18 protein-coding genes are annotated in these 21,432 nt (G+C 73.2%); 9 read left to right on the top strand and 9 right to left on the bottom strand.

Going from position 1 to position 21,432, the window contains the following annotated elements:
* Window position 1: 1 nt before the first annotated feature.
* Window positions 2-1,105, bottom strand: a complete 1,104-nt coding sequence (locus QI554_RS04340) for an enolase C-terminal domain-like protein (protein ID WP_281466014.1) — start codon at window positions 1,103-1,105, stop codon at window positions 2-4.
* A gap of 102 nt (window positions 1,106-1,207) precedes the next feature.
* Window positions 1,208-3,031 carry a thiamine pyrophosphate-requiring protein gene (locus QI554_RS04345; protein ID WP_281466015.1) on the bottom strand — a complete coding sequence of 608 codons (1,824 nt, stop codon included), beginning with the start codon at window positions 3,029-3,031 and terminating at the stop codon, window positions 1,208-1,210.
* 1,062 nt (window positions 3,032-4,093) lie between these two features.
* Between QI554_RS04345 and QI554_RS04350 the strand changes: the two genes are divergently transcribed.
* The 8 genes from QI554_RS04350 to QI554_RS04385 all read left to right on the top strand — a co-directional run bounded on the left by QI554_RS04350 (window position 4,094) and on the right by QI554_RS04385 (window position 10,663).
* Window positions 4,094-4,579: a Na+/H+ antiporter subunit E gene (locus QI554_RS04350; protein WP_281466016.1), complete on the top strand. Its 486-nt coding sequence runs from the start codon at window positions 4,094-4,096 to the stop codon at window positions 4,577-4,579.
* Window positions 4,576-4,875, top strand: coding sequence for an MrpF/PhaF family protein (locus QI554_RS43360; protein ID WP_343230757.1), 300 nt, complete (start codon window positions 4,576-4,578; stop codon window positions 4,873-4,875). Before QI554_RS04350 ends, QI554_RS43360 begins: the two co-directional genes overlap by 4 nt.
* Window positions 4,872-5,180, top strand: coding sequence for a cation:proton antiporter (locus tag QI554_RS04360; protein ID WP_281466017.1), 309 nt, complete (start codon window positions 4,872-4,874; stop codon window positions 5,178-5,180). Before QI554_RS43360 ends, QI554_RS04360 begins: the two co-directional genes overlap by 4 nt.
* Window positions 5,177-5,440 carry a Na(+)/H(+) antiporter subunit B gene (locus QI554_RS04365; protein ID WP_281466019.1) on the top strand — a complete coding sequence of 88 codons (264 nt, stop codon included), beginning with the start codon at window positions 5,177-5,179 and terminating at the stop codon, window positions 5,438-5,440. The genes QI554_RS04360 and QI554_RS04365 overlap by 4 nt, the downstream gene beginning before the upstream one ends.
* 40 nt (window positions 5,441-5,480) lie before the next feature.
* A complete protein-coding gene (locus QI554_RS04370) occupies window positions 5,481-6,254 on the top strand; it encodes an MnhB domain-containing protein (protein WP_281466020.1) in 774 nt (257 codons plus the stop codon).
* An 8-nt stretch (window positions 6,255-6,262) separates the two neighbouring features.
* Window positions 6,263-6,607 (top strand): sodium:proton antiporter, encoded by a 345-nt coding sequence (locus QI554_RS04375; protein WP_281466422.1) that lies wholly within the window; start codon window positions 6,263-6,265, stop codon window positions 6,605-6,607.
* Window positions 6,608-6,611: 4 nt separating this feature from the next.
* Window positions 6,612-8,468 carry a complex I subunit 5 family protein gene (locus tag QI554_RS04380; protein WP_281466022.1) on the top strand — a complete coding sequence of 619 codons (1,857 nt, stop codon included), beginning with the start codon at window positions 6,612-6,614 and terminating at the stop codon, window positions 8,466-8,468.
* A gap of 140 nt (window positions 8,469-8,608) precedes the next feature.
* Entirely contained in the window at window positions 8,609-10,663 is a 2,055-nt protein-coding gene (locus QI554_RS04385; protein ID WP_281466024.1) for a catalase, read from the top strand.
* 6 nt (window positions 10,664-10,669) lie between these two features.
* Here the strand turns inward: QI554_RS04385 and QI554_RS04390 are convergent, their stop codons facing one another.
* Window positions 10,670-11,023: a VOC family protein gene (locus QI554_RS04390; protein WP_281466026.1), complete on the bottom strand. Its 354-nt coding sequence runs from the start codon at window positions 11,021-11,023 to the stop codon at window positions 10,670-10,672.
* 156 nt (window positions 11,024-11,179) lie between these two features.
* Here QI554_RS04390 and QI554_RS04395 point away from each other — a divergent pair, with 156 nt between their 5' ends.
* Entirely contained in the window at window positions 11,180-12,406 is a 1,227-nt protein-coding gene (locus tag QI554_RS04395) for an RNA-guided endonuclease InsQ/TnpB family protein (protein ID WP_281466028.1), read from the top strand.
* 132 nt (window positions 12,407-12,538) lie between these two features.
* Here the strand turns inward: QI554_RS04395 and QI554_RS04400 are convergent, their stop codons facing one another.
* From QI554_RS04400 to QI554_RS04425, 6 genes are all read right to left on the bottom strand, one after another.
* The gene (locus QI554_RS04400; protein ID WP_281466030.1) at window positions 12,539-15,877 is read right to left on the bottom strand and encodes a SpoIIE family protein phosphatase; all 3,339 of its coding nucleotides are present in this window, start codon (window positions 15,875-15,877) and stop codon (window positions 12,539-12,541) included.
* A gap of 717 nt (window positions 15,878-16,594) precedes the next feature.
* The gene (locus tag QI554_RS04405; protein ID WP_425527910.1) at window positions 16,595-19,561 is read right to left on the bottom strand and encodes a HAMP domain-containing protein; all 2,967 of its coding nucleotides are present in this window, start codon (window positions 19,559-19,561) and stop codon (window positions 16,595-16,597) included.
* A 199-nt stretch (window positions 19,562-19,760) separates the two neighbouring features.
* Window positions 19,761-19,928, bottom strand: a complete 168-nt coding sequence (locus tag QI554_RS04410; protein ID WP_281466034.1) for a hydrophobic protein — start codon at window positions 19,926-19,928, stop codon at window positions 19,761-19,763.
* A gap of 89 nt (window positions 19,929-20,017) precedes the next feature.
* Window positions 20,018-20,572, bottom strand: coding sequence for a hemerythrin domain-containing protein (locus QI554_RS04415; RefSeq protein WP_281466036.1), 555 nt, complete (start codon window positions 20,570-20,572; stop codon window positions 20,018-20,020).
* A gap of 180 nt (window positions 20,573-20,752) precedes the next feature.
* Window positions 20,753-21,043 carry a DUF2795 domain-containing protein gene (locus tag QI554_RS04420; RefSeq protein ID WP_281466038.1) on the bottom strand — a complete coding sequence of 97 codons (291 nt, stop codon included), beginning with the start codon at window positions 21,041-21,043 and terminating at the stop codon, window positions 20,753-20,755.
* 30 nt (window positions 21,044-21,073) lie between these two features.
* Window positions 21,074-21,400, bottom strand: coding sequence for a DUF6479 family protein (locus tag QI554_RS04425; RefSeq protein WP_281466040.1), 327 nt, complete (start codon window positions 21,398-21,400; stop codon window positions 21,074-21,076).
* Between the last annotated feature and the right edge of the window lie 32 nt (window positions 21,401-21,432).

Raw genomic sequence — 21,432 nt, forward strand, 5'->3', positions numbered from 1 at the left:
GTCAGGCGACGCGGTACGGCTCCGCGTCCCCCTCCTTGAGGGTGAGCCCGTGCCCTGGCGCCCCGGACGCCCCGGGGACGACGGCGCCGCCGACGGTTTGGAGAGCGCCGCTGAAGAGCCGTTCCTCGACGCGCAGGTGGTCGTGGAACCACTCCAGGTGCCGGAGGTTCGGCACGGCGGGGCCGATGTGGGCGTGCACGTTCGGGGCGCAGTGCGCGGAGACCTCGAGCCCGGCGGCGCCGGCGACCGCGGCGGCGCGCAGCCAGCCGGTGTATCCGCCGCAGCGGGTGGCGTCCGCTTGAAGGCAGTCGACCACGTCGGCGAGGGCCGCGAACTGGTAGGGGTCGTAGGCGTATTCGCCGGCGGTGACGTCGGGCCGTACGCGGTCGCGGACCTCGCGCAGCCCGGCCAGGTCGTCGGAGGAGACCGGCTCCTCGAACCACACCACGTCGTCGTCGGCCATGGCGTCGGCGACGCGGACGGCCTGCTTGCGGCCGTAGCCTCCGTTGGCGTCGACGTACAGCTCGGTGTGCTCGCCGACGGTGTTCCGGACCAGGTGGACGCGGTCGAGGTCGCGCTGTTCCGCACGGCCCCAAGCCTCCCCGATCTTGATCTTGACGCGGGTGTGGCCGGCGTCGAGCCAGCTGCGGGCCTGCTTCTCGGTGCGCGCGTCGTCGTAGGTCGTGAACCCGCCGCTGCCGTACACGGGAACGTCTCGCGGCGCGCCGCCGAGCAGCGCGACCAGGGACACGCCGAGCAGCCGGGCCTTGGCGTCCCATAGCGCGAGGTCGACGGCGGAGACGGCGCCCGCGGCCAGGCCGGGGCGTCCGGCGTTGCGCAGCGCCCGGCGCAGGGCCTCGTGGGCGCCGGCGGTGTCGAGCGCGTCGCGGCCGCGGACGATCGGGGCGAGTTCGTCCCGGACGACCGCGACGGTCGCGGGTGCGCCGTAGGTCCATCCGGTGCCGTGCACGTCGCCGCACCGGACCTCGACGAGCACCAGCGTGGTGTGGTCCCAGGCCAGGGTGCCGTCGGCCTCGGGGCCGTCGGTGGAAACAGTGAACGCCCGGGTGCGCACGTCCCGTACGGCGGTGTCGGACGCGGTCACTGTCCTCCTGCTCCTCCTGCTCTTGGTTTCCGTCATGGGCGACGCGCCGGCCCGCCGCCAGATGGCCGCCGTGCCGGGCGGGTCGGCGCGTGTTCGGGGCGCTCACCGGTGCGCGTGCGAACCTCCGTGCGCGTGCGGGCGCTTGCCGCCGGGCAGGAAGTCCTGGAGCTTGGCCATGAAGCCCTGCTTCACCATCGAGGCGCGGTCACTGTCGCCGCGCAGCACGGCCTCTGCGGCCGCCTCGATCTGGTCCCAGGTGGCGTGCGGCGGGATCGGCGGGACGGCCGGGTCGGTGCGGATCGCGAGGACGCACGGGCGGTCGGCGTGCAGCGCCTGCCGCCACGCCGGTTCGACCGCGCCGCGTTCCTCGGCCAGGAAGCCGCGCAGCCCGATGGCGGCGGCGAAGTCGGCGTAGGGCACCGGCGGCAGCTCCTGCGAGGGCAGGAACTGCGGGGCGCCCTGCATGGCGCGCATCTCCCACGTGACCTGGTTGAGGTCGCGGTTGTCGAGCACGCACACCACCAGGCGCGGATCGGCCCATTCCCGCCAGTACTTGGCGACGGTGATCATCTCGGCGAGGCCGTTCATCTGCATGGCGCCGTCGCCGACGAGAGCGATGACCGGGCGTTCCGGGTGGGCGAACTTGGCGCCGATCGCGTACGGGACGCCCGGCCCCATGGTGGCCAGCGTGCCCGAGAGGCTGCCGCGCATGCCGCCGCGCATGCGCAGGTGGCGGGCGTACCAGTTGGCGGCCGAGCCGGAGTCGGCGCAGATCATCGCGTCGTCGGGCAGCATCCGGTCGAGGGCGTGGACGGCGTACTCGGGGTTTATGGGATCCGCGTCGACATCGGCGCGGCGCTCCATGATCTGCCACCAGCGTTCGGCGTTGTCGCACACGGTGCGCTGCCAGGAGCGGTCCTCCTTGCGGACCAGCATCGGCAGCAGCCGCCCCAGCGTCGCGGCGGCGTCGCCGACGAGGTTGACCTCGAAGGGGTAGCGCAGGCCGACCATGAACGGGTCGGCGTCGATCTGCACGGCGCGGGCCTGGTCGAACTCGGGCAGGAACTGCGTGTAGGGGAAGCTGGATCCGATGGTCAGCAGGGTGTCGCAGTCGCGCATCATCTCGTACGAGGCGCGGGTGCCCAGCAGGCCGATGGAACCGGTGACGTACGGCAGGGTGTCCGGCAGGACGTCCTTGCCGAGCAGCGCCTTGGCGACACCGGCGCCGAGCCGTTCGGCGGTCTCCTCCACGAGTGGGCGGGCGTTGCGGGCGCCCTGGCCGACCAGGATCGCGACCCGCCGCCCGGCGTTGAGGACCGCGGCGGCGCGGCGCAGGTCGTCGTCCGAGGGCACGGGCGCGTAGTGCGGGACGCCGAGGCTCGACGGCACCATCTTGAAGGCGTGCGCGGGCGGTTCGTAGTCGAGGTTCTGGACGTCGGCGGGGACGATGACGGCGGTCACGGTGCGGCGGGCGTACGCGGTGCGGATGGCCCGGTCGAGCACGTTGGGGAGTTGCTCGGGGACGGTGACCATCTGGCAGTACTCGGAGGCGACGTCCTTGAACAGGCTGAGAAGGTCGACCTCCTGCTGGTACGAGCCGCCCATCGCGCTGCGGTCGGTCTGCCCGACGAGGGCGACGACCGGCACGTGGTCGAGCTTGGCGTCGTAGAGGCCGTTGAGCAGGTGTATCGCGCCGGGGCCCGACGTCGCGGCGCAGACCCCGACGCGTCCGGAGAACTTCGCGTAACCGACCGCTTGGAAGGCCGCCATCTCCTCGTGCCTGGCCTGGATGAACCGGGGTTGGTCTTTGGCGCGGCCCCAGGCGGCGAGGAGGCCGTTGATGCCGTCGCCGGGGTAGGCGAACACGTACTGGACGTCCCATTCGCGCAGGCGCCGCAGCAGATAGTCGGAGACCTTCGCGGACAAGGAGACCGCCCCCTTCGATTTGTGCGAGGTACGTGCGAATCGGCGTCGGGGCCGCGGGCAGCCAGACGGCCGCGATGGGCTCCCTTCGTGGGGCGGCTAGCCGGATTCGGGCGGGGGAAACATGGGGGCCGGCCGCACCGTTCCGGACCGGGCTTGTGGTGGTGGCCTCGTGCTTTGTGCTGCACCGTTCCTGGCCTGGTTTTCGGCGGTGGCCTGACGCCCCTCCCGCCTTTGGATTTTCGCGCGGACGGCCCGCGCGTCAAGGCGCGTTGTCGCTGATGCGGGTCAGGTGACCTGTCTTGGCTTCGACGGGGCGCCTTGACCCGCGGGCCGTCCGCGCTAACTACCTTGGCGACTGGCGGGAGGGGCGCGGGGTGTGGACGCGCTTTGTTTCGCTTCCCTGCCGGGCTGCGGTTTTGCTTGTGGTGCGGTGCGGGTTTTGTTGCGGGGTTTCCTTGCGCTGCCGTGTTGCGGTCCCAGCGTGGGGCGCGCTGGCCACTCTGCGCCTCCACACCTCCTCCCCCTCCCGCGCAGTCGCCGAGGTTTTTCGCGGGGGCGGGGCGGGGTCAAGGCGCCCCCTCGTGGCGGGGCGAGGACTCGTGAACGCGCGTGCCCGCAGCGCGCCTTGACGCCGGTCCGGCCCCGCGTACCATCCCCACGCGGGAGGGGGAGGACGCCTCCGTTGCGGTGCGGATCGCGGTGCGGGGTTTGTTGCGGCTTGGGTTGCGTTGCTGGCATGCGTTTCGGCGTGGGGGGCAAGGCCTCCGGCCCCTGGTCACTGTGTCGTCACGTATGCGAATCACTGAAACTCCCTCATTCGGGGGTGTTCGCGTCACACCTGCGTCACCGGCTCGCGGGCGTCGGAGCGGCGGGTCTCGGCGGGGGGATGTTGCGCATGTGACCGGGCGGTCCGGGTAGTGCGCCACACGGGTGATCCGCTCCCCCGTCGGTGTGGCCGCCGGGCGTGCGCGCTCGATCCGGGTGCGGGTTGCCGATAGAGCTTGCGGTGCGCGGCGCGTGCCGGTCGGCGGTGAGGCGGAGCGGGCGGAGACGGGAGGCACCATGCGGACGGCGGCCGAACTGCTGCTGTGGTGGCTGCTGTTGACCGGGCTGTATGTGGTGTTGATCGGGCCGCTTGAGGCGCTCGACGTCGCGGTCGGGGCTGCGTGTGCGTTGGGTGCGGCCGTTGCCGCCGGGGTGGTGCGGCGGGCCTCCAGCGCGGCTTGGGGGCCTGGCCGGCGTGCGGCGCTCGCGGTGTTGGAGCTGCCGGGTTCCGTCCTCGCGGACACCGTGCGGCTGGCGGCGGCGACGGGGCGTCGGCTGGTCAGGCCTTCCGGGCGTGCGCCTGGGGTGTTCCGCGAGCTCACGCTGTCTCCGGGTGTGGGGCCCGCGTGGGCCGCGGTGCTGTTGTCCGCGTCGCCGGGTGTCTACGTCGTGGCGATCGCTCCGTCCGGGCCGTCTCAGCGGGCGCGCACGATCATCGTGCATGCGCTGGACCGTGCTCCTGGTCGGGTCGAACGTGCCCTGACGGACGGGCGGTCGCGGTGAACGCGTGGCTGATCGCGACCGCGGTCCTGTCCGGGACCGGGTTCCCCGCGTGCCTGTGGCTCGCGTTGCGCGGCGCGCCCGAACTGCGGCTGGCGGGCGTCGCGTTGGCGGGTCCGTTGGTTGCTGTGCTCTTCGTGCTGCTCGCGCAGGGTGTGAACCGCAGCTCGTACGTCGACATGGCGCTGTTGGCCGCGGTGCTCGGGCCGGCCGGGATGCTGGTGTTCGCGCGAGGCCTCGCGGGTGAGCGGACGCCGCGGCACCATGCGCCGCGACGGCGGGCCGGGGAGGACTCGTGACTCCGCGCCACGTCGCCGCCTTGGTGCTGCTCGTGCTCGGTGTGGCGGCGCTGTTGCTGGCCTCGCTCGCCGCGGTCGTGCTGCCGGGGCCGTACGCGCGGCTGCACGCGTTGTCGGCGGCGAGCACGCTCGGTGCGCCGCTGTGCATGCTGGCCGTCGCCGTCGAGACCGGGCCCGGGCGGGCCGCGCTGAAGCTGGTGTTCATCGGCGTCGTGCTGGCGGTCGGCGGCACGGTGGGCACGACGGCGCTCGGCCGCACGACGGTGCTCCTCAACGATCCCCAGCACGGGGAGGCGGATTCGTGAACAACACCGCCGCCACCGTTCTGGTCACCATCGCGCTGCTGGTCACCGCCGTCGCCGCGACCGGGGCCGTGCTGGCGCGTGAGCCGGCGCGGCAGGCAGCCGCGTTGGCGGTGTCGGGGCTGGCGTTGGCGTTCCTGTTCGCGGTCCTGCAGGCGCCGGATGTCGCGCTGTCCGAGCTGGCGGTGGGCACGGCGGTGACGCCGCTGCTGATCCTGCTGACGGTGCGCAAGGTCAGGCGGGGCCGGGAGCGCGACCGGTGACGGGGCGGCGGGCACGTCCGGCGGCGGGGCGGGGTGCGGTGTGACCAAGGCGTGGCGGCTCGGGTTGTTCGGCGTGGCGGCGGCGGTGCTGGCGGGGTGGTGGGCGGCCGCGTGTGTCGGGCTGCCGGGGTTCGGCGGGCAGGTGCATCCGTACGGTGAGCGGGCGGTCGGCGCGTCGTTGGAGCGGCACACGGCGAACGTGATCGCCTCGGTCAACTTCGACCAGCGGGCCTTCGACACGCTGGGCGAGGAGTCGATCCTGTTCGCCTCGGTGCTCGGCGCGACGATGCTGCTGCGTGTCGCGCGGGACGAGCGCAGGCAACGGCCGCTCGCCGCGCGGGTGATGCCCAGTACGCGGTTGTTCGGCGCGGTGCTGTTGCCGGTGACGCTGCTGACCGGCGCGTACGTCGTGGCGCACGGGCAGTTGTCGCCGGGCGGCGGTTTCCAGGGCGGGGTGGTGCTGGCGACGGGCCTGCATCTGGCCTACATCGCGGCCGACTACCGGGTGTTGGAGCGGGTGCGGCCGCTGACGGTGCTGGACGTCGCGGACGCGGCGGCGGCCGCGGCGTTCACCGTGCTCGGCCTGGTCGGGCTCGTCGCGGGGGCGTCGTACCTGTCGAACACGCTGCCGCTGGGCACTTTCGGCGAGCTGGCGTCCGGCGGTCTGGTGCCGATCATCAACGCGGCGGTCGGCATCGAGGTCGCGTCCGGGGTGATCGTGCTGCTGGCGCGGTTCCTGGACCAGGCCGTCGAGGTGGGCGGCGGCCCGGGCGACGGCGGTTCGCGTACCGCCGGGAAGGAGGACGGCGGATGAGCGGCGTGATGGGCTGGCTGCCGTACGCGGTCGCGGGCTGGATCCTGCTGGTCGGCCTGTACGGCCTGGCGACCAGCAGGAACCTGGTCCACACCGTGGGCTGCCTCGCGGTCGCGCAGAGCTCGACGTACGTGCTGCTGCTGGCCGTCGGCTACCGCAGCGGGGGCACCGCCCCCGTCTACTCCGACGCCGAACCCGGCACGCCGGTCGTGGACCCGGTCGTGCAGGCGCTCGTGCTCACCGACATCGTCGTCGGCGCCACGGTGACGGCGCTCCTGCTCGCGCTCGTGATCCAGATCCGCAAGCGGCACGGCACGGTCGACCCCGAGCGGCTGACCGAACTGAAGGGCTGACCGGGTGCCGTCCACCGTCGATCTGCCGCCGCTCGCGGTCGCCGTCCCGCTGTTCGGCGCGGTCGTGCTCGCGGTCGCGGGGCGCTGGCTGCCGCGGCTGGGCTGCGACGTGCTGGCCGGGTTGTGGGCGGCCGCGGACGTCGCGCTGCTGGCGTGGCTGTGGGGAGCCACGGGTGACGGGCGCACGGTGTCGTGGGTGGGCGGCTGGGTGCCGCGGGCCGGGCACAGCGTGGGCGTGGTGCTGGTCGCCGACCGGATCGGCTCGGGGATCGCGCTGTTGGCGGCGTTGATGGTGTTGGCGGCGGTCGGGTACGCGTGGCGGTACTTCGAGGAGCCGTCGGGCGGCCACGCGGGGGTGTTCCCCGCGTTGCTGCTGCTGTTCGAGGCGGGGATGGTCGGGTTCGCGCTGACCGGGGACCTGTTCGACGCGTTCGTGTTCTTCGAGCTGATGGGCGTGGTGGCGTACGCGCTGACGGGCTACCGCATCGAGGACCCGCGGCCGCTGCACGGCGCGTTGGCGTTCGGGGTGCTGAACTCGCTGGCCGCGTATGTGACGCTGCTGGGCATCGGCCTGCTGTACGCGCGCACGGGTGAGCTGGGGTTCGCGCAGATCGGCGCCGCGCTGGACGCGTCCGGGAAGGGCGCGGACGCGCTGGTGGTGTGCGCCTTCGTCTTTGTGCTGGCCGGGCCGCTGGTCAAGGCGGCGCTGGTGCCGTTCCACTTCTGGCTGCCGGACGCGCATGCGGTCGCGCCGTCGCCGGTGTGCATGCTGCTGTCGGGTGTCATGGTCGAGCTGGGCGTGTACGGCGTCGCGCGCATCTATTGGACGGTGTTCGCCGGGCCCGGCGGCATCCCCGCCGACGCGGTACGGCCGAGCCTGCTCGCGCTGGCGGTGCTCACTTCGCTGGTGGGCGCGGTGATGTGCTGGCAGCAGCGGCACATCAAGCGGTTGCTGGCGTTCTCCACGGTCGCGCACGTCGGCCTGTTCACGGCGGGTGTCGCGGTGCTGGAGCCGGCGGCGCTCGGCGGGACGGCGGTGTACGTGGCCGCGCACGCCGGGGCCAAGGGCGCGTTGTTCGCGCTGACGGGTGTGCTGCTGGACCGCTTCGGTTCGGTCGACGAGGCCGGGTTGCACGGGCGCGGGCGGGAGCTGCCCGTCGTCGGCGCACTGTTCACGGTCGGGGCGGTCGCGTTGGCGGGGCTGCCGCCGTTCGGCACGGGGCTCGGGAAGGGGCTGGCCGAGGAGTCCGCGAAGTCCTACGCCCCGTGGCTGCCGTGGCTGTTCACGCTGGTGTCGGCGGTGACGGCGGCGGCGGTGCTGCGGGTGGCGCTGCGTGTGTGGTGGGGCGCGGGGTCCGCGTCGCACGGGCACGCGGGCGACCCGGAGACCTCGGGCGGGGGCGAGGAGCCGGAGGTGCGCGCGCCGCGCCGGACGCTGCCGGTGGTGCTGGTGGCGGTGCCCGCGCTGCTGCTCGCCGGGTGCCTGGCGGTCGGTGTGGTGCCGGGTGTCGCCGAGGCGTTCGACCAGGCCGCGCGGGTGTTCTGCGACCGGCCGGGATATGTGGCGGCGGCGCTCGACCCGGGCACGGCGCCGCCGGTCCCGCCCGGCCCGGCTCCGGACTGGTGGTCGGCCGGGGCGGTGCTCTCGGGGCTGCTGTCGACGGCGCTGGCGGTGGCGGGTGCGGCGGTCGCGGTGTGGGCGCCCGGACGGGTGAGCGCCCGTGCCCGCGCGGCGGCCCGGCGCTGCCACCTCGCCGTGCGCCCGCTGCGCGGCCTGCACACGGGCCTGATCGGCGACTACGTGGCCTGGCTGACCGTCGGCCTTGCCGGCCTGCTGGTCGCGGTCGGCGCGCTGCGCTGAGCCGGACGCGGCGGGTTCGGCCGGCGGTCGCCGGGTAGCCGCAGGGCGCGGCGGAGGCAGGAGGGCCGCCGTCACGCCCGCGCGTGCGTGCAGACCGCCGCGCGTTCCACCCACCGAACCACCTTGAGGAGCACCGCGTCATGGGCCACGACACCAGCCGCGACCGCAAGGACGAACAGCTCGAAGCCGCCCGGGTCCGCGACGACGACCACCTGCTGACCACGAACCAGGGCGTGCCGGTCGACGACGACGACAACACGCTGCGGGCCGGCGAACGCGGCCCCTCGCTGCTGGAGGACTTCCACTTCCGCGAGAAGCTGACGCACTTCGACCACGAGCGCATCCCCGAGCGGGTCGTGCACGCGCGCGGCGCCGGGGCGTACGGCCACTTCGAGGCGTACGCGTCGTGCGGCGACGTGACGCGCGCCCACTTCCTCGCCGAACCGGGCCGCCGTACACCGGTGTTCGTGCGGTTCTCGACGGTCGCCGGCTCGCGCGGCTCCGCCGACACGGTGCGGGACGTGCGCGGTTTCGCCGTGAAGTTCTACACCGAGGAGGGGAACTTCGACCTGGTCGGCAACAACATGCCGGTCTTCTTCATCCAGGACGGCGCGAAGTTCCCCGACTTCGTGCACGCGGTCAAGCCCGAGCCGCACAACGAGATCCCGCAGGCCGCGTCGGCGCACGACACGCTGTGGGACTTCGTGCGCAAGCAGACCGAGACGACGCACATGATGCTGTGGGTGATGTCGGACCGGGCGCTGCCGCGCAGCTACCGCACGATGCAGGGCTTCGGCGTCCACACGTTCCGGTTCGTCGACGCCGACGGGACCGGCACGTTCGTGAAGTTCCACTGGAAGCCGCGGCTGGGCGTGCACTCGCTGGTGTGGGACGAGGCGCAGCGGCTCGCCGGCCTCGACCCGGACTTCAACCGGCGCGACCTGTGGGAGGCGATCGAATCGGGCGCGTTCCCCGAGTGGGAGCTGGGTGTGCAGCTGGTGCCGGAGTCCCGCGAGCACGAGTTCGACTTCGACCTGCTGGACGCGACCAAGCTGATCCCCGAGGAGCTGGTGCCGGTCCGGCCGCTCGGCCGCATGGTGCTCGACCGCAACCCGGACGATTTCTTCGCCGAGACCGAGCAGGCGGCGTTCCACACGGCGCACGTGGTGCCGGGGATCGACTTCAGCAACGACCCGCTGCTGCAGGCCCGGCTGTTCTCGTACCTGGACACGCAGCTGATCCGGCTGGGCGGGCCGAACTTCGCGCAGCTGCCGGTGAACCGGCCGCTCGCCGAGGTGCACAACAACCAGCGCGACGCGTACCACCAGTCCAGCGTGCACGTCGGGCGCACCGCCTACACCGACAACGCGCTCGCGATGGGCTGCCCGGCCGCGGCCGGGCCGGAGCGGGGCTACCAGCACCTGCAGGCGGGCGTGGACGGCGCGAAAATCAAGCGGCGCAGCCCGAGCTTCGCCGACCACTTCACGCAGGCGGCGCTGTTCTGGCGGAGCATGTCCGACTGGGAGCGCGAGCACATCGTGGAGGCGTTCCGCTTCGAGCTCGGCAAGGTCGACAGCGTCGAGATCCGGCGGGACGTCGTCGCCCAGCTCGCGCACGTCGACCGCGCGCTGGCCGAGGGTGTGGCCGACGGGCTCGCCCTGGAGCGGCCCGAGGCCGTCGCGACGCCCGAGCCCGCGCCGTCGCCCGCCCTGAGCCTCGACGCGCTGGCCGGCGACTCGGGGATCGCGACGATGAAGGTCGCGGTCCTGGCGGCGTCCGGCGTCGATACCGGGACGCTGAGCGGTGTCGTCGACGCGCTGACCGTACGCGGCGCGGTGTGCGAGGTCGTCGCGTGCGACGCCGGGCAGCTCGACGGCGACGCGCCCGGCCGCGACAAGGACGTCGTGCGGCGCGCCATGTTCACCGTCGCCGCGCCGCTGTACGACGCGGTCGTGGTGCCGGACGGCGACCGTGCCGTCGAACGCCTGGCCGACGACCACGTGGTGAGGGGCTTCGTCGCCGAGGCCTACCGGCACGGCAAGGCGCTGGGCTCCCTCGGCCTGGGCGTCGGCGTGCTGGCCGCGTCGGGGGTGCCCGAGGACGCGCCGGGTGTCGTCAGCACCCGGGACCTGGGCCCGGACGAGTTCGCGGCCCGCTTCGCCGCGGCGGCCGCACGACGCCACTGGTCCCGCTGACCGTGCTCAGGCGGGCTGCCAGAGCTCGATCCGGTTGCCCTCGGGGTCGGTCACCCAGCCGAACCGGCCGACGCCTTCCATGTCCTGCGTCTCGTCGGCCACGTCCGCGCCCTGGGCGCGCAGTTGCGCGAGCATGGCGTCCAGGTCGCGGACGCGGAAGTTGAGCATCGTCTGCTGGGCGCGGGACCCGAAGTAGTCGGTCCCGGCCTCGAACGCCGCGAACACGGTCGGCCCGGCCTCCGGCCGCCACAGACCGTGTTCGTCGGCGTCCAGCCCCAGACGGTCGCGGTACCACGCGCCCAGCGCCGCGGGGTCTTTCGCACGCAGGAAGTAGCCGCCGATCCCCAGCACTCGTTCCATGCGCTCATCCTGCCAGTCGCGTGGCCCGCCTCGGTCACTTGACGTGCTTGACCATCACGACCAGCCCCATGTCCTTGCCTGCGTCGCGCCCGTCCGGCAGGATCTGGGCGGCCGTCGCGTCGGCCGGTGTCGGTGGTGCGGGATAGCGTGCGGGCTGTGTCCACGAGTTCCGTGAAGCGGGCGTTCAAGTACCGCTTCTATCCGACCGATGCGCAGGCGGCCGAGCTGTCGCGCACGTTCGGGTGCGTGCGGAAGGTCTACAACCTGGCCCTCGCCGCCCGCACCGAGGCCTGGACACAACGGCGGGAACGGGTGAACTACAGCGCCACCTCGGCGATGCTGACCGCGTGGAAGAAGACCGGGGAACTGGCCTACTTGAACGATGTTTCCTCGGTGCCGTTGCAGCAGTGTCTGCGGCACTTGCAGACGGCGTTCGCGAACTTCTTCGCCAGGCGCGCCAAGTACCCGCGCTTCAAGTCGCGGAAGAGGTCCCGGAAATCCGCCGAGTACACCACCTCCGGTTTCCGGTTCCGTGACGGGAAGCTCACGTTGGCGAAGATGGCGGAGCCGCTGGCCATCGTGTGGTCCCGTCCGCTTCCGGAGGGGGCGGCACCGTCCACCGTGACGGTCTCGCAGGACGCGGCCGGCCGCTGGTTCGTGTCCATGCTGTGCGGCGACCCGACCGTGGGGCCGCTCCCCGCCACCGGTCCAGCGGTCGGGATTGACGTGGGCCTGGACCACCTGCTGACCCTGTCCACCGGTGAGAAGATCACCAACCCGAGGCACGAGCGAGCCGATCGTTTCCGGCTTGCCAAGGCCCAGCGGGAGCTGTCCCGCAAGGCCAGGGGCGACGGCGCCAACCGGCGCAAGGCCCGCACCAGGGTCGCCCGAGTCCATGCCCGGATCGCCGACCGGCGCCGGGACCACCTGCACAAGCTCACCACCCGACTCGTGCGTGAAAACCAAACGCTCGTGATCGAGGACCTGGCCGTGCGCAACATGGTCAGGAACCGCAGCCTTGCCCGCGCCGTCAGCGATGCCGCGTGGGCCGAGTTCCGGGGCATGTTGGAGTACAAGGCCGCCTGGTACGGGCGGGACCTGGTCGTCGTCGACCGGTGGTTCCCCTCGTCCAAGCTGTGCTCCCACTGCGGCGCCCTCCAGGCGGAGATGCCGCTGCACGTCCGTACCTGGACGTGCGACTGCGGCACGACCCATGACCGGGACGTGAACGCCGCGAAGAACCTGCTGGCCGCCGGACTGGCGGTGACAGCCTGTGGAGACGGTGTAAGTCCTCAACGGAGCCTTCCGGGCGGGCGGTCGTCGGTGAAGCAGGAAGTGGTCCCACCGCGGCGCACTCGCGCAGCGGCTCAGCCGCGAGGCTGAGGGGAATCCCCCTCCTTCGGGAGGGGGAGAGAGTCAAGAAGTAGCTGTAGACCGCCCCCGCCCCCCGCACACACGACGACCGATCCGACCAGCAGGTGGTAGCCGTTTCGTTTTCCCGGGGCCTGGAACGGCCTAGCGGACCCTGATGCCGACCACGCACGTGTCGTCGTCGGTGTCCGCGCGGCTGCGGGCGAGCATGTGGTCGAGCAGCTCCTCGACGCCGCCGGTGTGGCCGCGGACCGAGTCGACCAGCTGGGCGACGGCGTCCATGACGTTGCGGTCGCGGCGCTCGACCAGGCCGTCCGTGTACATCAGCAGCGTGTCGCCGGGGCGCAGCGCCAGCTCGGCGTCCGCGTAGTCCGCCTCGGCGACGGCACCGAGCAGGATCCCGTCGGGCGGCGGCAGCGCGGCGGCCTCGCCGTCGCGCAGCAGCACCGGCGGCGGGTGCCCGGCGGCGGCCCAGTGCAGCACGTGCGCCTCCGGGTCGTACACGCCGCAGACCGCGCTCGCGGTGATGTGCCCGGGGAGGTGGTGCGCGACCGTGTTCAGCCATACCAGCAGCCGCGCGGGCGGCGCGCCCGTGACGGCGAGGCCGCGCAGCGCGTTGCGGAGCACCAGCATGGTGGTCGCCGCGTCGATGCCGTGCCCGGCGACGTCGCCGACACACAGCAGCACGTGCCTGGACGGCAGGACCACCGCGTCGTACCAGTCCCCGCCGACCGCCGTGTCGGACTCGGCCGGCCGGTAGCGCACCGCCACGTCGAGCCCCTCGGTGCCGGACGGGGTCTGCTCGGGCGGCATGATCGCCCGCTGCAGCTCACGCGCGAGGCGGTTGCCCTCGACGACCTCCTGCTGGGAGACGGCGAGCCGGTCGCGGGTGGCGTCGAGCGCGACCTCGGTCCAGTACTGCGAGGAGACGTCCTGGTGGACACCGCGCACCGCGACCAGCCGGCCGTCCTCCCCCACCACCGGCTCGGCCGCGACCCGCAGGTGCCGGACGGCGTCGGGCGCCCTCCCGACCCGGAACACCGCGGCGGCGGCGCGGTGGCGGCGCAAGACGGTGCGCAGCAGGCGCTCGAGCACGTCGGCGTCGTCCGGATGCGCCCGCGCCGGCAGCGAGGCCAGCGGGAACGGCGCCGCGCCGGGCGGCAGGCCGTACAGCTCGTAGAGACCGTCGGTCCACGAGATCCCGCCGCCCTCGAGGTCCTCCTCGAACGCGCCGATCCGGCCCAGGCGCTGGGTGTCCCGCAGCAACTCGGCGACCCGGCCCGTCTCGTCGCGCAGGCGCCAGCGGACGAGGACCGCCTCGCCGTGCCGGGTGGCGCTCAGGTCCATGACCGCACCCGGGGGCGCGGTCGGCACGAGCGCGGTGAGCGGCAGGCGCGCGTCGTGGAACGGGCGGCCGGACGAGTAGACCTGCTCGATGTAGCCGAACAGGCCCTGGTTCTGGACGCTTTCGGGGTACAGGTCGACCAGGCGGGCGTCCCGCACGGCGGCGGCGGGCTGGCCGTCGGGGTCGGCATAATGCCGGTTGGCGTGCCGGACCCGGAAGTCGACGAGGCCGCCGTCGGCGTCGAGGACGGGGACGAGGACGAGCGCGGGATCGGGCAGGCTGTCCGCCAGTGCGGTGGCCTCGACGGTCCCGCTGTCCGACGAGGTCCCCCCGCCCTCGCCGGGCACAGCAAGCGCCCGGCCGCACAGGTCGGCCAACGCCTCAAGATTGCGCCGCACCGGTTCGGCGGCCTCAGCGCGCGCCTGCGCCCAAGCGATCTCCAGAACCCCGAGCAACCGCCCCCCACGGCGAACAGGCAACGCGACCCGTGCACCGGGCAACTCGCCCCCACCCACCGAACCCTCCCCCGCCTCGCCGAGCCGAGGCACCCAGACCAACGCCCGCCCACCGACCGCCCGCTGCGCCGGAGCAGAGACCCCAGGCGGCACCCGCCCCCACCCCGACACGGCGAGCGCACTGAACCCGAACTGCCCCCGAAGAACGAGCGCCCCGTCGGGAGCAAGCCCCCAAAGCACCACACCCCCGGCCCCGAGCGAACCGAGCACCTCCCCGGCGAGAGCATCGACGACAGCCTGAGCATCGTCGGCGACGAGCACCGCACTCTCCCCCAGCCCGGTCAGCCCCTCCGAACAGGCCCCGCCGGCCCGAGCGGCGGCGGATTGACCCGACGCAGATCGCGCGGAGGCAGACGTGAGACGGGGCGCAGGCTCGTGAGCGGCTTTGGGTGCGGGACGCGAGGGCGGCGCAGGCACAGACCCAGGACCGGGCTCGGGCCCGGCCTCAGGCTCGGCCTCGGGCTCAGGCTCGGCCTCGGGCTCGGGCTCGGCCTCGGGCACGGGAACGGGCACGGGCACGGGCTCGGCCTCAGGCTCGGGCTCGGGCTCAGGCTCGGGCTCGGGCTCGGGCTCGGCCTCAGACTCGGCCTCAGGCACAGGCTCGGGCACGGGCACAGGCTCGGGCACAGGCTCGGCCTCGGGCACAGGCTCGGGCTCGGGCTCGGGCTCGGGCTCGGCCTCGGGCTCGGGCTCGGGCTCGGGCTCGGGCTCGGGCTCGGGCTCGGCCTCGGGCTCGGGCTCGGGCTCGGCCTCGGGCTCGGGCTCAGGCTCGGCCTCAGGCACAGGCACGGGCACGGGCACAGGCTCGGCCTCAGGCTCGGCCTCGGGCTCGGGCACAGGCTCGGGCTCGGGCTCGGGCACAGGCTCGGGCTCGGGCACAGGCTCGGGCTCGGCCTCGGGCTCAGGCTCGGGCACAGGCTCGGGCTCGGCCTCGGGCTCAGGCTCGGGCACAGGCTCGGCCTCGGCCTCGGGCTCAGGCTCGGGCACAGGCTCGGCCTCGGGCACAGGCTCGGGCTCGGGCTCGGCCTCGGCCTCGGCCTCGGGAGCAGCTTCCGGTGCGAGGCCCAGGGGCGACGCAGGCCCGGGGGCGGGCGTGGGTGCCGGTGCCGGGACGGGTTCGGGTGCGGCTTCGGATATGCGCGGGCCGGGATCGTCGCCGGGCCGCCGCTCCGCAGCTGGATCGGCGAGCGAGCCGCGAGTCTCCGCGACGAGGTCGGCGTCGCCAGCCGGCGCGACATTCCGGCCCTCCCGGGCGCCCGGCGACTCGCGACCACTCGCGGACTCGTCGGTATCACTCCCGCCCACGGCCGCACGCTCCGCCACCGCGACGCCGATGCCGACCTCCGCCTCCCCGCCGACGATGTCCGCGGCCAGCTCGACCGGGCTGACGCCCGCGCGTTCGGCCAGCTCGGCAAGCACGCGTCCCGCGTCGGCGGGCGCACAGCGGCCGCGCCCGATCAGGACGCCGCGGGCGGTGTCGATCAGCGCGCGGTCCTCGGTGGAGACACGGGCGGCGGCCAGTTCGGCGCGCAAGCGTGCGACGGCCGCGGCCAACCGGCGGACGTACTCGTCGCCTTGCATGTCCGCACCGGCCGGGCCCGGCGTCGCCGCACGCTCGCTCATGTGCGATCAGCTCCCCCTGTACGGGTCCGAAGCCCGTCCTGGACCGCGCGCTGTGGTCCCACAGCGCGGAAGACCGGCCGCATCCGTTCGCTGACCACCGTCGTCGCACGCTCGTTCATGTGCGGTCAGCTCCCGCCGTGCGGGTAGGAAGCTCGTGCTCGGCTGCACGCGCGTGGTCCCGCGGCGGTGGTCGCGCCGCGGTGCGGGCCGCGCGGGAGGCGGCGTTCGGGCCGCTCTCAGGCCATACGCCCCCGCAACCCCACCCGCTCGGCGGCCGCCGTCCGGTGCGGCGGCCCACCTCGGCGTCGTTTGGGTACGCCCGCGCCACCAGCGGGAACAGCCCGGCGCCAGGCGGCAGGCCGTACCGCACGTACAGGCCGTCCTTCCGGCGCGCCCACCCGTCAGAGGCCGTTCGGTGCGGCGCGGCGGAGCGACCGAGGTCGGCCAGGAGCGGTGGTCCCAGGTGGCGCGGGCTCGTCGACGGCACACCGACCGGTCGCACGCCTTCGCGCACCACCGACGTCGCTGGACCTCGCGTCGTCGCCAAGCCCTCGCTGACAGGCCGTGGGCCTCGGCCGCCCATCGTCGCCAGGCGGCCCGTGCCCGCCGAGATCCCGCGGTCCGGCCCAATCCCTCCGCCGTCCGCCCTGGTCGCCGGACGGCGCGGCGGCGGCAGGAGCCCGCCGGCCGGCCGGAGGCCTCCGTTGACCACCGTTCTCACGTCTGCAGCCAGCGGCGTACGCACGCGATCAGTTCCTCGGTGTCGACCGGCTTCGTCACGTGGTCGCTTGCGCCTGCCGCGAGGCTTTTTTCGCGGTCGCCCGGCATCGCCTTTGCGGTGACGGCGATGATCGGGAGTCGGGCGTGGCGGGGGTCGCGGCGGATGGCTTCGGTGGCGGTGTAGCCGTCCATCTCGGGCATCATCACGTCCATCACGACGAGGTCCACGTCGGGGTGGTCGGCCAGGGCGTCGACCGCCTTGCGGCCGTCGGCGGCGCCGATCACGGTGATGCCGTGTTGTTCCAGGATGCCGCTGAGCGCGTACAGGTTGCGGACGTCGTCGTCGACGACCAGGACTGTCCGCCCGCGCAGTACTTCGTCGGCGGTCGGCTCTCCCGGTAGCGCGGTCGCGGGCGGGGCGTCCGCGGGCGGCGTGGGGGTGTCCGGCGTCGGGACGTGGCCGGCGAGGGCGGCCGGGGTCGCGGGCAGGTAGAGGGTGAACGTGCTGCCCACGCCCGGTGTGCTGTCGGCGGTGAGGGCGCCGCCGAGGAGGACGGCCATCTCGCGGCAGATCGACAGGCCGAGCCCCGTTCCCCCGTATTTGCGGCTGGTCGTGCCGTCCGCCTGCTGGAAGGCGCCGAAGATCGTCTCCAGCTGGTGCGCCGGGATCCCGACCCCGGTGTCGCGCACGCGGAACGCGACGGCCGGCCCGTCGTGGGCGACGGCGTCCGGGAGTTCGGCGGGGTCGGCGGGTTCGATGCGGAGTTCGACGCGGCCGCGCTCGGTGAACTTGACGGCGTTGGACAGGAGGTTCCGCAGGACCTGCCGCAACCGGGCGTCGTCGGTGACGAGTTCGGCGGGTACACCCGGCGCCGTCTCGACGCTGAAGGCCAGTTCCTTCACCGCCGTCAGCGGCTGGAAGGTCGCCTCGACGTAGTCGAGCAGGCCCCGCAGCGGCACCGGTTCGGGGTGCAGGTCCATCTTTCCGGCCTCGACCTTGGAAAGGTCGAGGATGTCGTTGATGAGCTGGAGCAGGTCGGAGCCCGCGGAGTGGATGATGCCCGCGTACTCGACCTGCTTGGGCGTCAGGTTGCGGCCGGGGTTCTGGGCGAGGAGCTGCGCGAGGATGAGCAGGCTGTTGAGCGGGGTGCGCAGTTCGTGGCTCATGTTGGCCAGGAACTCCGACTTGTAGGTCGATGCAAGGCTCAACTGCCGGGCACGGTCCTCGAGTTCCTGCCTCGCCTGTTCGATCTGCTGGTTCTTGGCCTCGATGTCGCGGTTCTGCGTGGCGAGCAGCGCGGCCTTCTCGGCGAGTTCGTTGTTGGAGCGCTGGAGTTCGTCCTGCTGCGCCTGGAGTTCGGCGGCCATGCGCTGCGACTCGTCGAGCAGTTCGTTGGTGCGCGCGCTGGCGACGATGGTGTTGACGCCGGCGCCGACGATCTCCATGAGCTGTGCGAGGAACACCCGGTGGATGTCGCGGAACGGCGTGACGGAGGCCAGTTCGATGACCCCGAGCAGCTGGTCCTCCACGAGGATCGGCAGGACGATCAGGCTCGTCGGATCGGCGCGGCCGAGCCCGGACGAGATCGTGACGTACCCCGCGGGCAGGTCCTCCACGGTGATGGTGCGCCGGCTCTGCGCGGCCTGTCCGACGAGGGTGCGGCCCACGGGGATGGGGCTGGGCGCGTCGGTGTCGGCGGGGTGTCCGTACGAGCCGATCAGGGTCAGTTCGGCGCCCGCGCCGGTCTCGCGCAGCAGGTAGAACGTGCCGTACTGCGCGGACACGAGCGGGGTGAGCTCGTCCATGACACGGGCGGCGACGACGGACAGGTCGCGGTGCCCCTGCATGAGGCCGGCGACGCGGGCCAGGTTGGACTTGAGCCAGTCCTGCTCCTGGTTGGCGCGGATGGTCTCACGCAGCGACCCGACCATGGTGTTGATGTTGTCCTTGAGCTCGGCGACCTCGCCGGACGCGTCGACGTTGATCGAGCGGGTCAGGTCGCCTTCCGCGACGGCGCTGGCGACTTCGGCGATGGCGCGGACCTGCCGGGTGAGGTTGCCGGCGAGTTCGTTGACGTTCTCCGTGAGCCGCCTCCAGGTGCCTTCGACGCCCTCGACCTCGGCCTGGCCGCCGAGCATGCCCTCGGTGCCGACCTCGCGCGCCACGCGCGTGACCTCGCCGGCGAACGCGGACAGCTGGTCGACCATCGTGTTGATGGTGGTCTTGAGCTCGAGGATCTCGCCGCGCGCGTCGACGTCGATCTTCTTCGACAGGTCGCCCTGCGCGACGGCGGTGGTCACCTGGGCGATGTTGCGGACCTGCCGGGTCAGGTTGTCCGCCATCGAGTTGACGTTCTCGGTGAGGTCCTTCCAGGTGCCGGCCACGTTGGGCACCCGCGCCTGGCCGCCGAGGATGCCCTCGGTGCCGACCTCGCGCGCCACGCGCGTGACCTCGTCCGCGAACGACGACAGCCGGTCGACCATCGTGTTGATGGTCTCCTTGAGCTCGAGGATCTCGCCGCGCGCGTCCACCCGGATCTTCTGCGACAGGTCACCCTGCGCCACCGCGGTCGCCACGTGCGCGATCGAGCGGACCTGGGAGGTGAGGTTCCCGGCCATGAAGTTCACCGAGTCGGTGAGGTCGCGCCAGGTGCCCCGGACGTCCTCGACGTGGGCCTGGCCGCCGAGGCGCCCGTCGGTGCCGACCTCGCGGGAGACGCGGGTCACCTCCGAGGTGAACATCGACAGCTGGTCCACCATGCCGTTGAACACGGTCGCGATCTCGCCGAGGAGCCCCTCGGCCTCGCCGGGCAGCCGGGTCCCGAAGTCGCCGTCGCGCACCGCGGTGAGCCCCGCGAGCAGCGCCCGGAGGTCCGCGTCCCTGTTCGCGTACGGCACCGCCGCGCCCGACGCGTCGCCCTCCGGTTGGGGCCGCCCTTCGGCGGCTGTGGCGCCCATGGGCATCCTTTGGTCGGTGGCATGGCACGTTCCGCCCCCTGTTGTCGAGCGTCCCTCCCCACGGGACGCCGTGCAACCGCCACTCAGGGTGAACCGCCGGAATCGGCCGGGCGCCGGGCATGGGAACGCCCCGGTCGGTCCGCCAACCGACCGGGGCGAGGTCTCTCGGGGTCTCTTGGGAAGGGCTGTGGGCGCCGTCGTACGGCTACCAGCGGTACCACGTGTTCCGTGATCTCCCCCCGGCGCCGCGGAAGAGGAAGCCGAGCAGCCAGACCACCAGCGCGATCACGGCGATCCACCACAGCACGTGGAGGGCGAATCCGGCGCCGAACAGGATCAGCACCAACAGCAGGACGAGAAGTAGAGGAATCATGCCTAGCGGCTGCCCGGTTGCACCGGGATGACACATCGCATACTGCGCAAATGCCTTATACAGCACAAGCAACGGCGCGACGCGCGGCCCTAGGCGGCGTGCGGCCTGGACGCCGGGTCGCGCAGCGAGCGGTGCTCGGCGGCGCGGCAGGCGCCGCGCAGGCGGACGAACAGCCGGTCCTCGTGGTCGTGCCGGTGGGCGCGGAAGGCGACGCGCAGGCTGCCGAGGAGAATCCGGTAGCGCGGGTCCTGGCGTGGGCAGGCGGCGAGTTCGTCGAGGCACCTGACGAGGTCCTCGTGTGCGCGCAGGCTGTGTTCGACCAGGCTCTTCCCCCCGGTGACGCGCCGCCGGACGGCCGGGTAGACACGGTCGCGCTCAAGAGCGGCGTCGTGGCGCAGCGCGTCGGCGAGGTCCGCCACGGGGGCGTCCCCGTCAGGCCCTTCGGTGTCCTCGACGCCCGCGGCGGCCCGTTCGAGGTCCGCGATGAGGTTGTCGATCTCCCTGTGCTGCAGGGCGAGTTCGTCGATGACCAGGGCGTCGGCGGGCCCGCACTGCGCGCAGACCGGCGTGGCGTCCGGGGGGAGTTCGTCGTCCCGGCCCGGTGCTTGGGCGACGCGGTCGCTGCGCGCCGTCACGGTGGTCATGACGTCCTCCGATCGCTGCGGCCTCACGTGGGGCCTGGTGGGTGCACCGTGTCCGGTGCGTACAACCGCTACCCGCGTAGCGCCCGAACGACCGTACGGAAGCGGTCGGAATGCGACCACGGCGAGGGAAGGCGAAGGGGAACGAGGCTCCGCTTCGGGACGACGGGTTGCCGCGGCCCGTCAGGGGTTCCGCTGGGTGTGCCCGTGCCGGTGCAGCAGCGCGACGCAGACCTGGTTGGGGCCGAGCACGGGTGCGTCGGGCAGGGTTTCGAGGACCTGGATCACGGTGAGGCCCGCGCCGTTGCGGCGGGCGAGTGCGGTGAGGTCGGCGGGCCACGCCGGGTAGGCGGCGCCGGCGAGCGCGCAGAACAGGGTTTCGGCGGTCAGTTCGAGGTCGTGGCCGAGACCGGCCGGGCCGTCGGGGCGGTCGGCGGGCGAGGGTGCCGGGGCCGGAGTGGGCGGGCCGCGCATGGCCTGTGCCCATCTGGACGGGTTCCGCGGTCACTCTTCGGGGTGCTTCCGTTTCGGCCGCGTGGTGAGGTTGCCGAAGCCTTCCATCTCGTGGGGGAAGAGCCGGGTGCCGTCGTGCGGCAGTTCGATGGGTTCACGCTCGGTGTCGTGTTCGAACCGGCGCGCCTGGGTCTCCTGGGAGTCGGCGGTGCCCCAGTTGTCCGAGCGGGGCTCGTAGTCCGGCGGCGGGCGGAAGCGGCGTTCGCGCACGCCCCGGAGGACCGGGTAGCTCAGCAGCGCGGCAATGACCACGATCGCCGCCAAGGCGGCCGTGACAAGGCCCACGCCTGCGCTGCCGGCAAGATCGATGGAGGTCATACCATCCGGCTACCCGGCCAGGCAGCGGCCAA

The sequence above is a fragment of the Yinghuangia seranimata genome (assembly GCF_029953285.1).
Classification (GTDB): domain Bacteria; phylum Actinomycetota; class Actinomycetes; order Streptomycetales; family Streptomycetaceae; genus Yinghuangia; species Yinghuangia seranimata.

What these genes read in the sequence shown, in the direction of transcription:
- QI554_RS04350 (WP_281466016.1), top strand. Translation starts at nt 4,094, where the DNA reads ATGCGGACGGCGGCCGAACTGCTGCTGTGGTGGCTGCTGTTGACCGGG.
- QI554_RS04375 (WP_281466422.1), top strand. Translation starts at nt 6,263, where the DNA reads ATGGGCTGGCTGCCGTACGCGGTCGCGGGCTGGATCCTGCTGGTCGGC.
- QI554_RS04385 (WP_281466024.1), top strand. Translation starts at nt 8,609, where the DNA reads ATGGGCCACGACACCAGCCGCGACCGCAAGGACGAACAGCTCGAAGCC.
- QI554_RS04390 (WP_281466026.1), bottom strand. Translation starts at nt 11,023, where the DNA reads ATGGAACGAGTGCTGGGGATCGGCGGCTACTTCCTGCGTGCGAAAGAC.
- QI554_RS04400 (WP_281466030.1), bottom strand. Translation starts at nt 15,877, where the DNA reads ATGAGCGAGCGTGCGGCGACGCCGGGCCCGGCCGGTGCGGACATGCAA.
- QI554_RS04405 (WP_425527910.1), bottom strand. Translation starts at nt 19,561, where the DNA reads ATGCCCATGGGCGCCACAGCCGCCGAAGGGCGGCCCCAACCGGAGGGC.
- QI554_RS04410 (WP_281466034.1), bottom strand. Translation starts at nt 19,928, where the DNA reads ATGATTCCTCTACTTCTCGTCCTGCTGTTGGTGCTGATCCTGTTCGGC.
- QI554_RS04415 (WP_281466036.1), bottom strand. Translation starts at nt 20,572, where the DNA reads ATGACCACCGTGACGGCGCGCAGCGACCGCGTCGCCCAAGCACCGGGC.
- QI554_RS04420 (WP_281466038.1), bottom strand. Translation starts at nt 21,043, where the DNA reads ATGCGCGGCCCGCCCACTCCGGCCCCGGCACCCTCGCCCGCCGACCGC.
- QI554_RS04425 (WP_281466040.1), bottom strand. Translation starts at nt 21,400, where the DNA reads ATGACCTCCATCGATCTTGCCGGCAGCGCAGGCGTGGGCCTTGTCACG.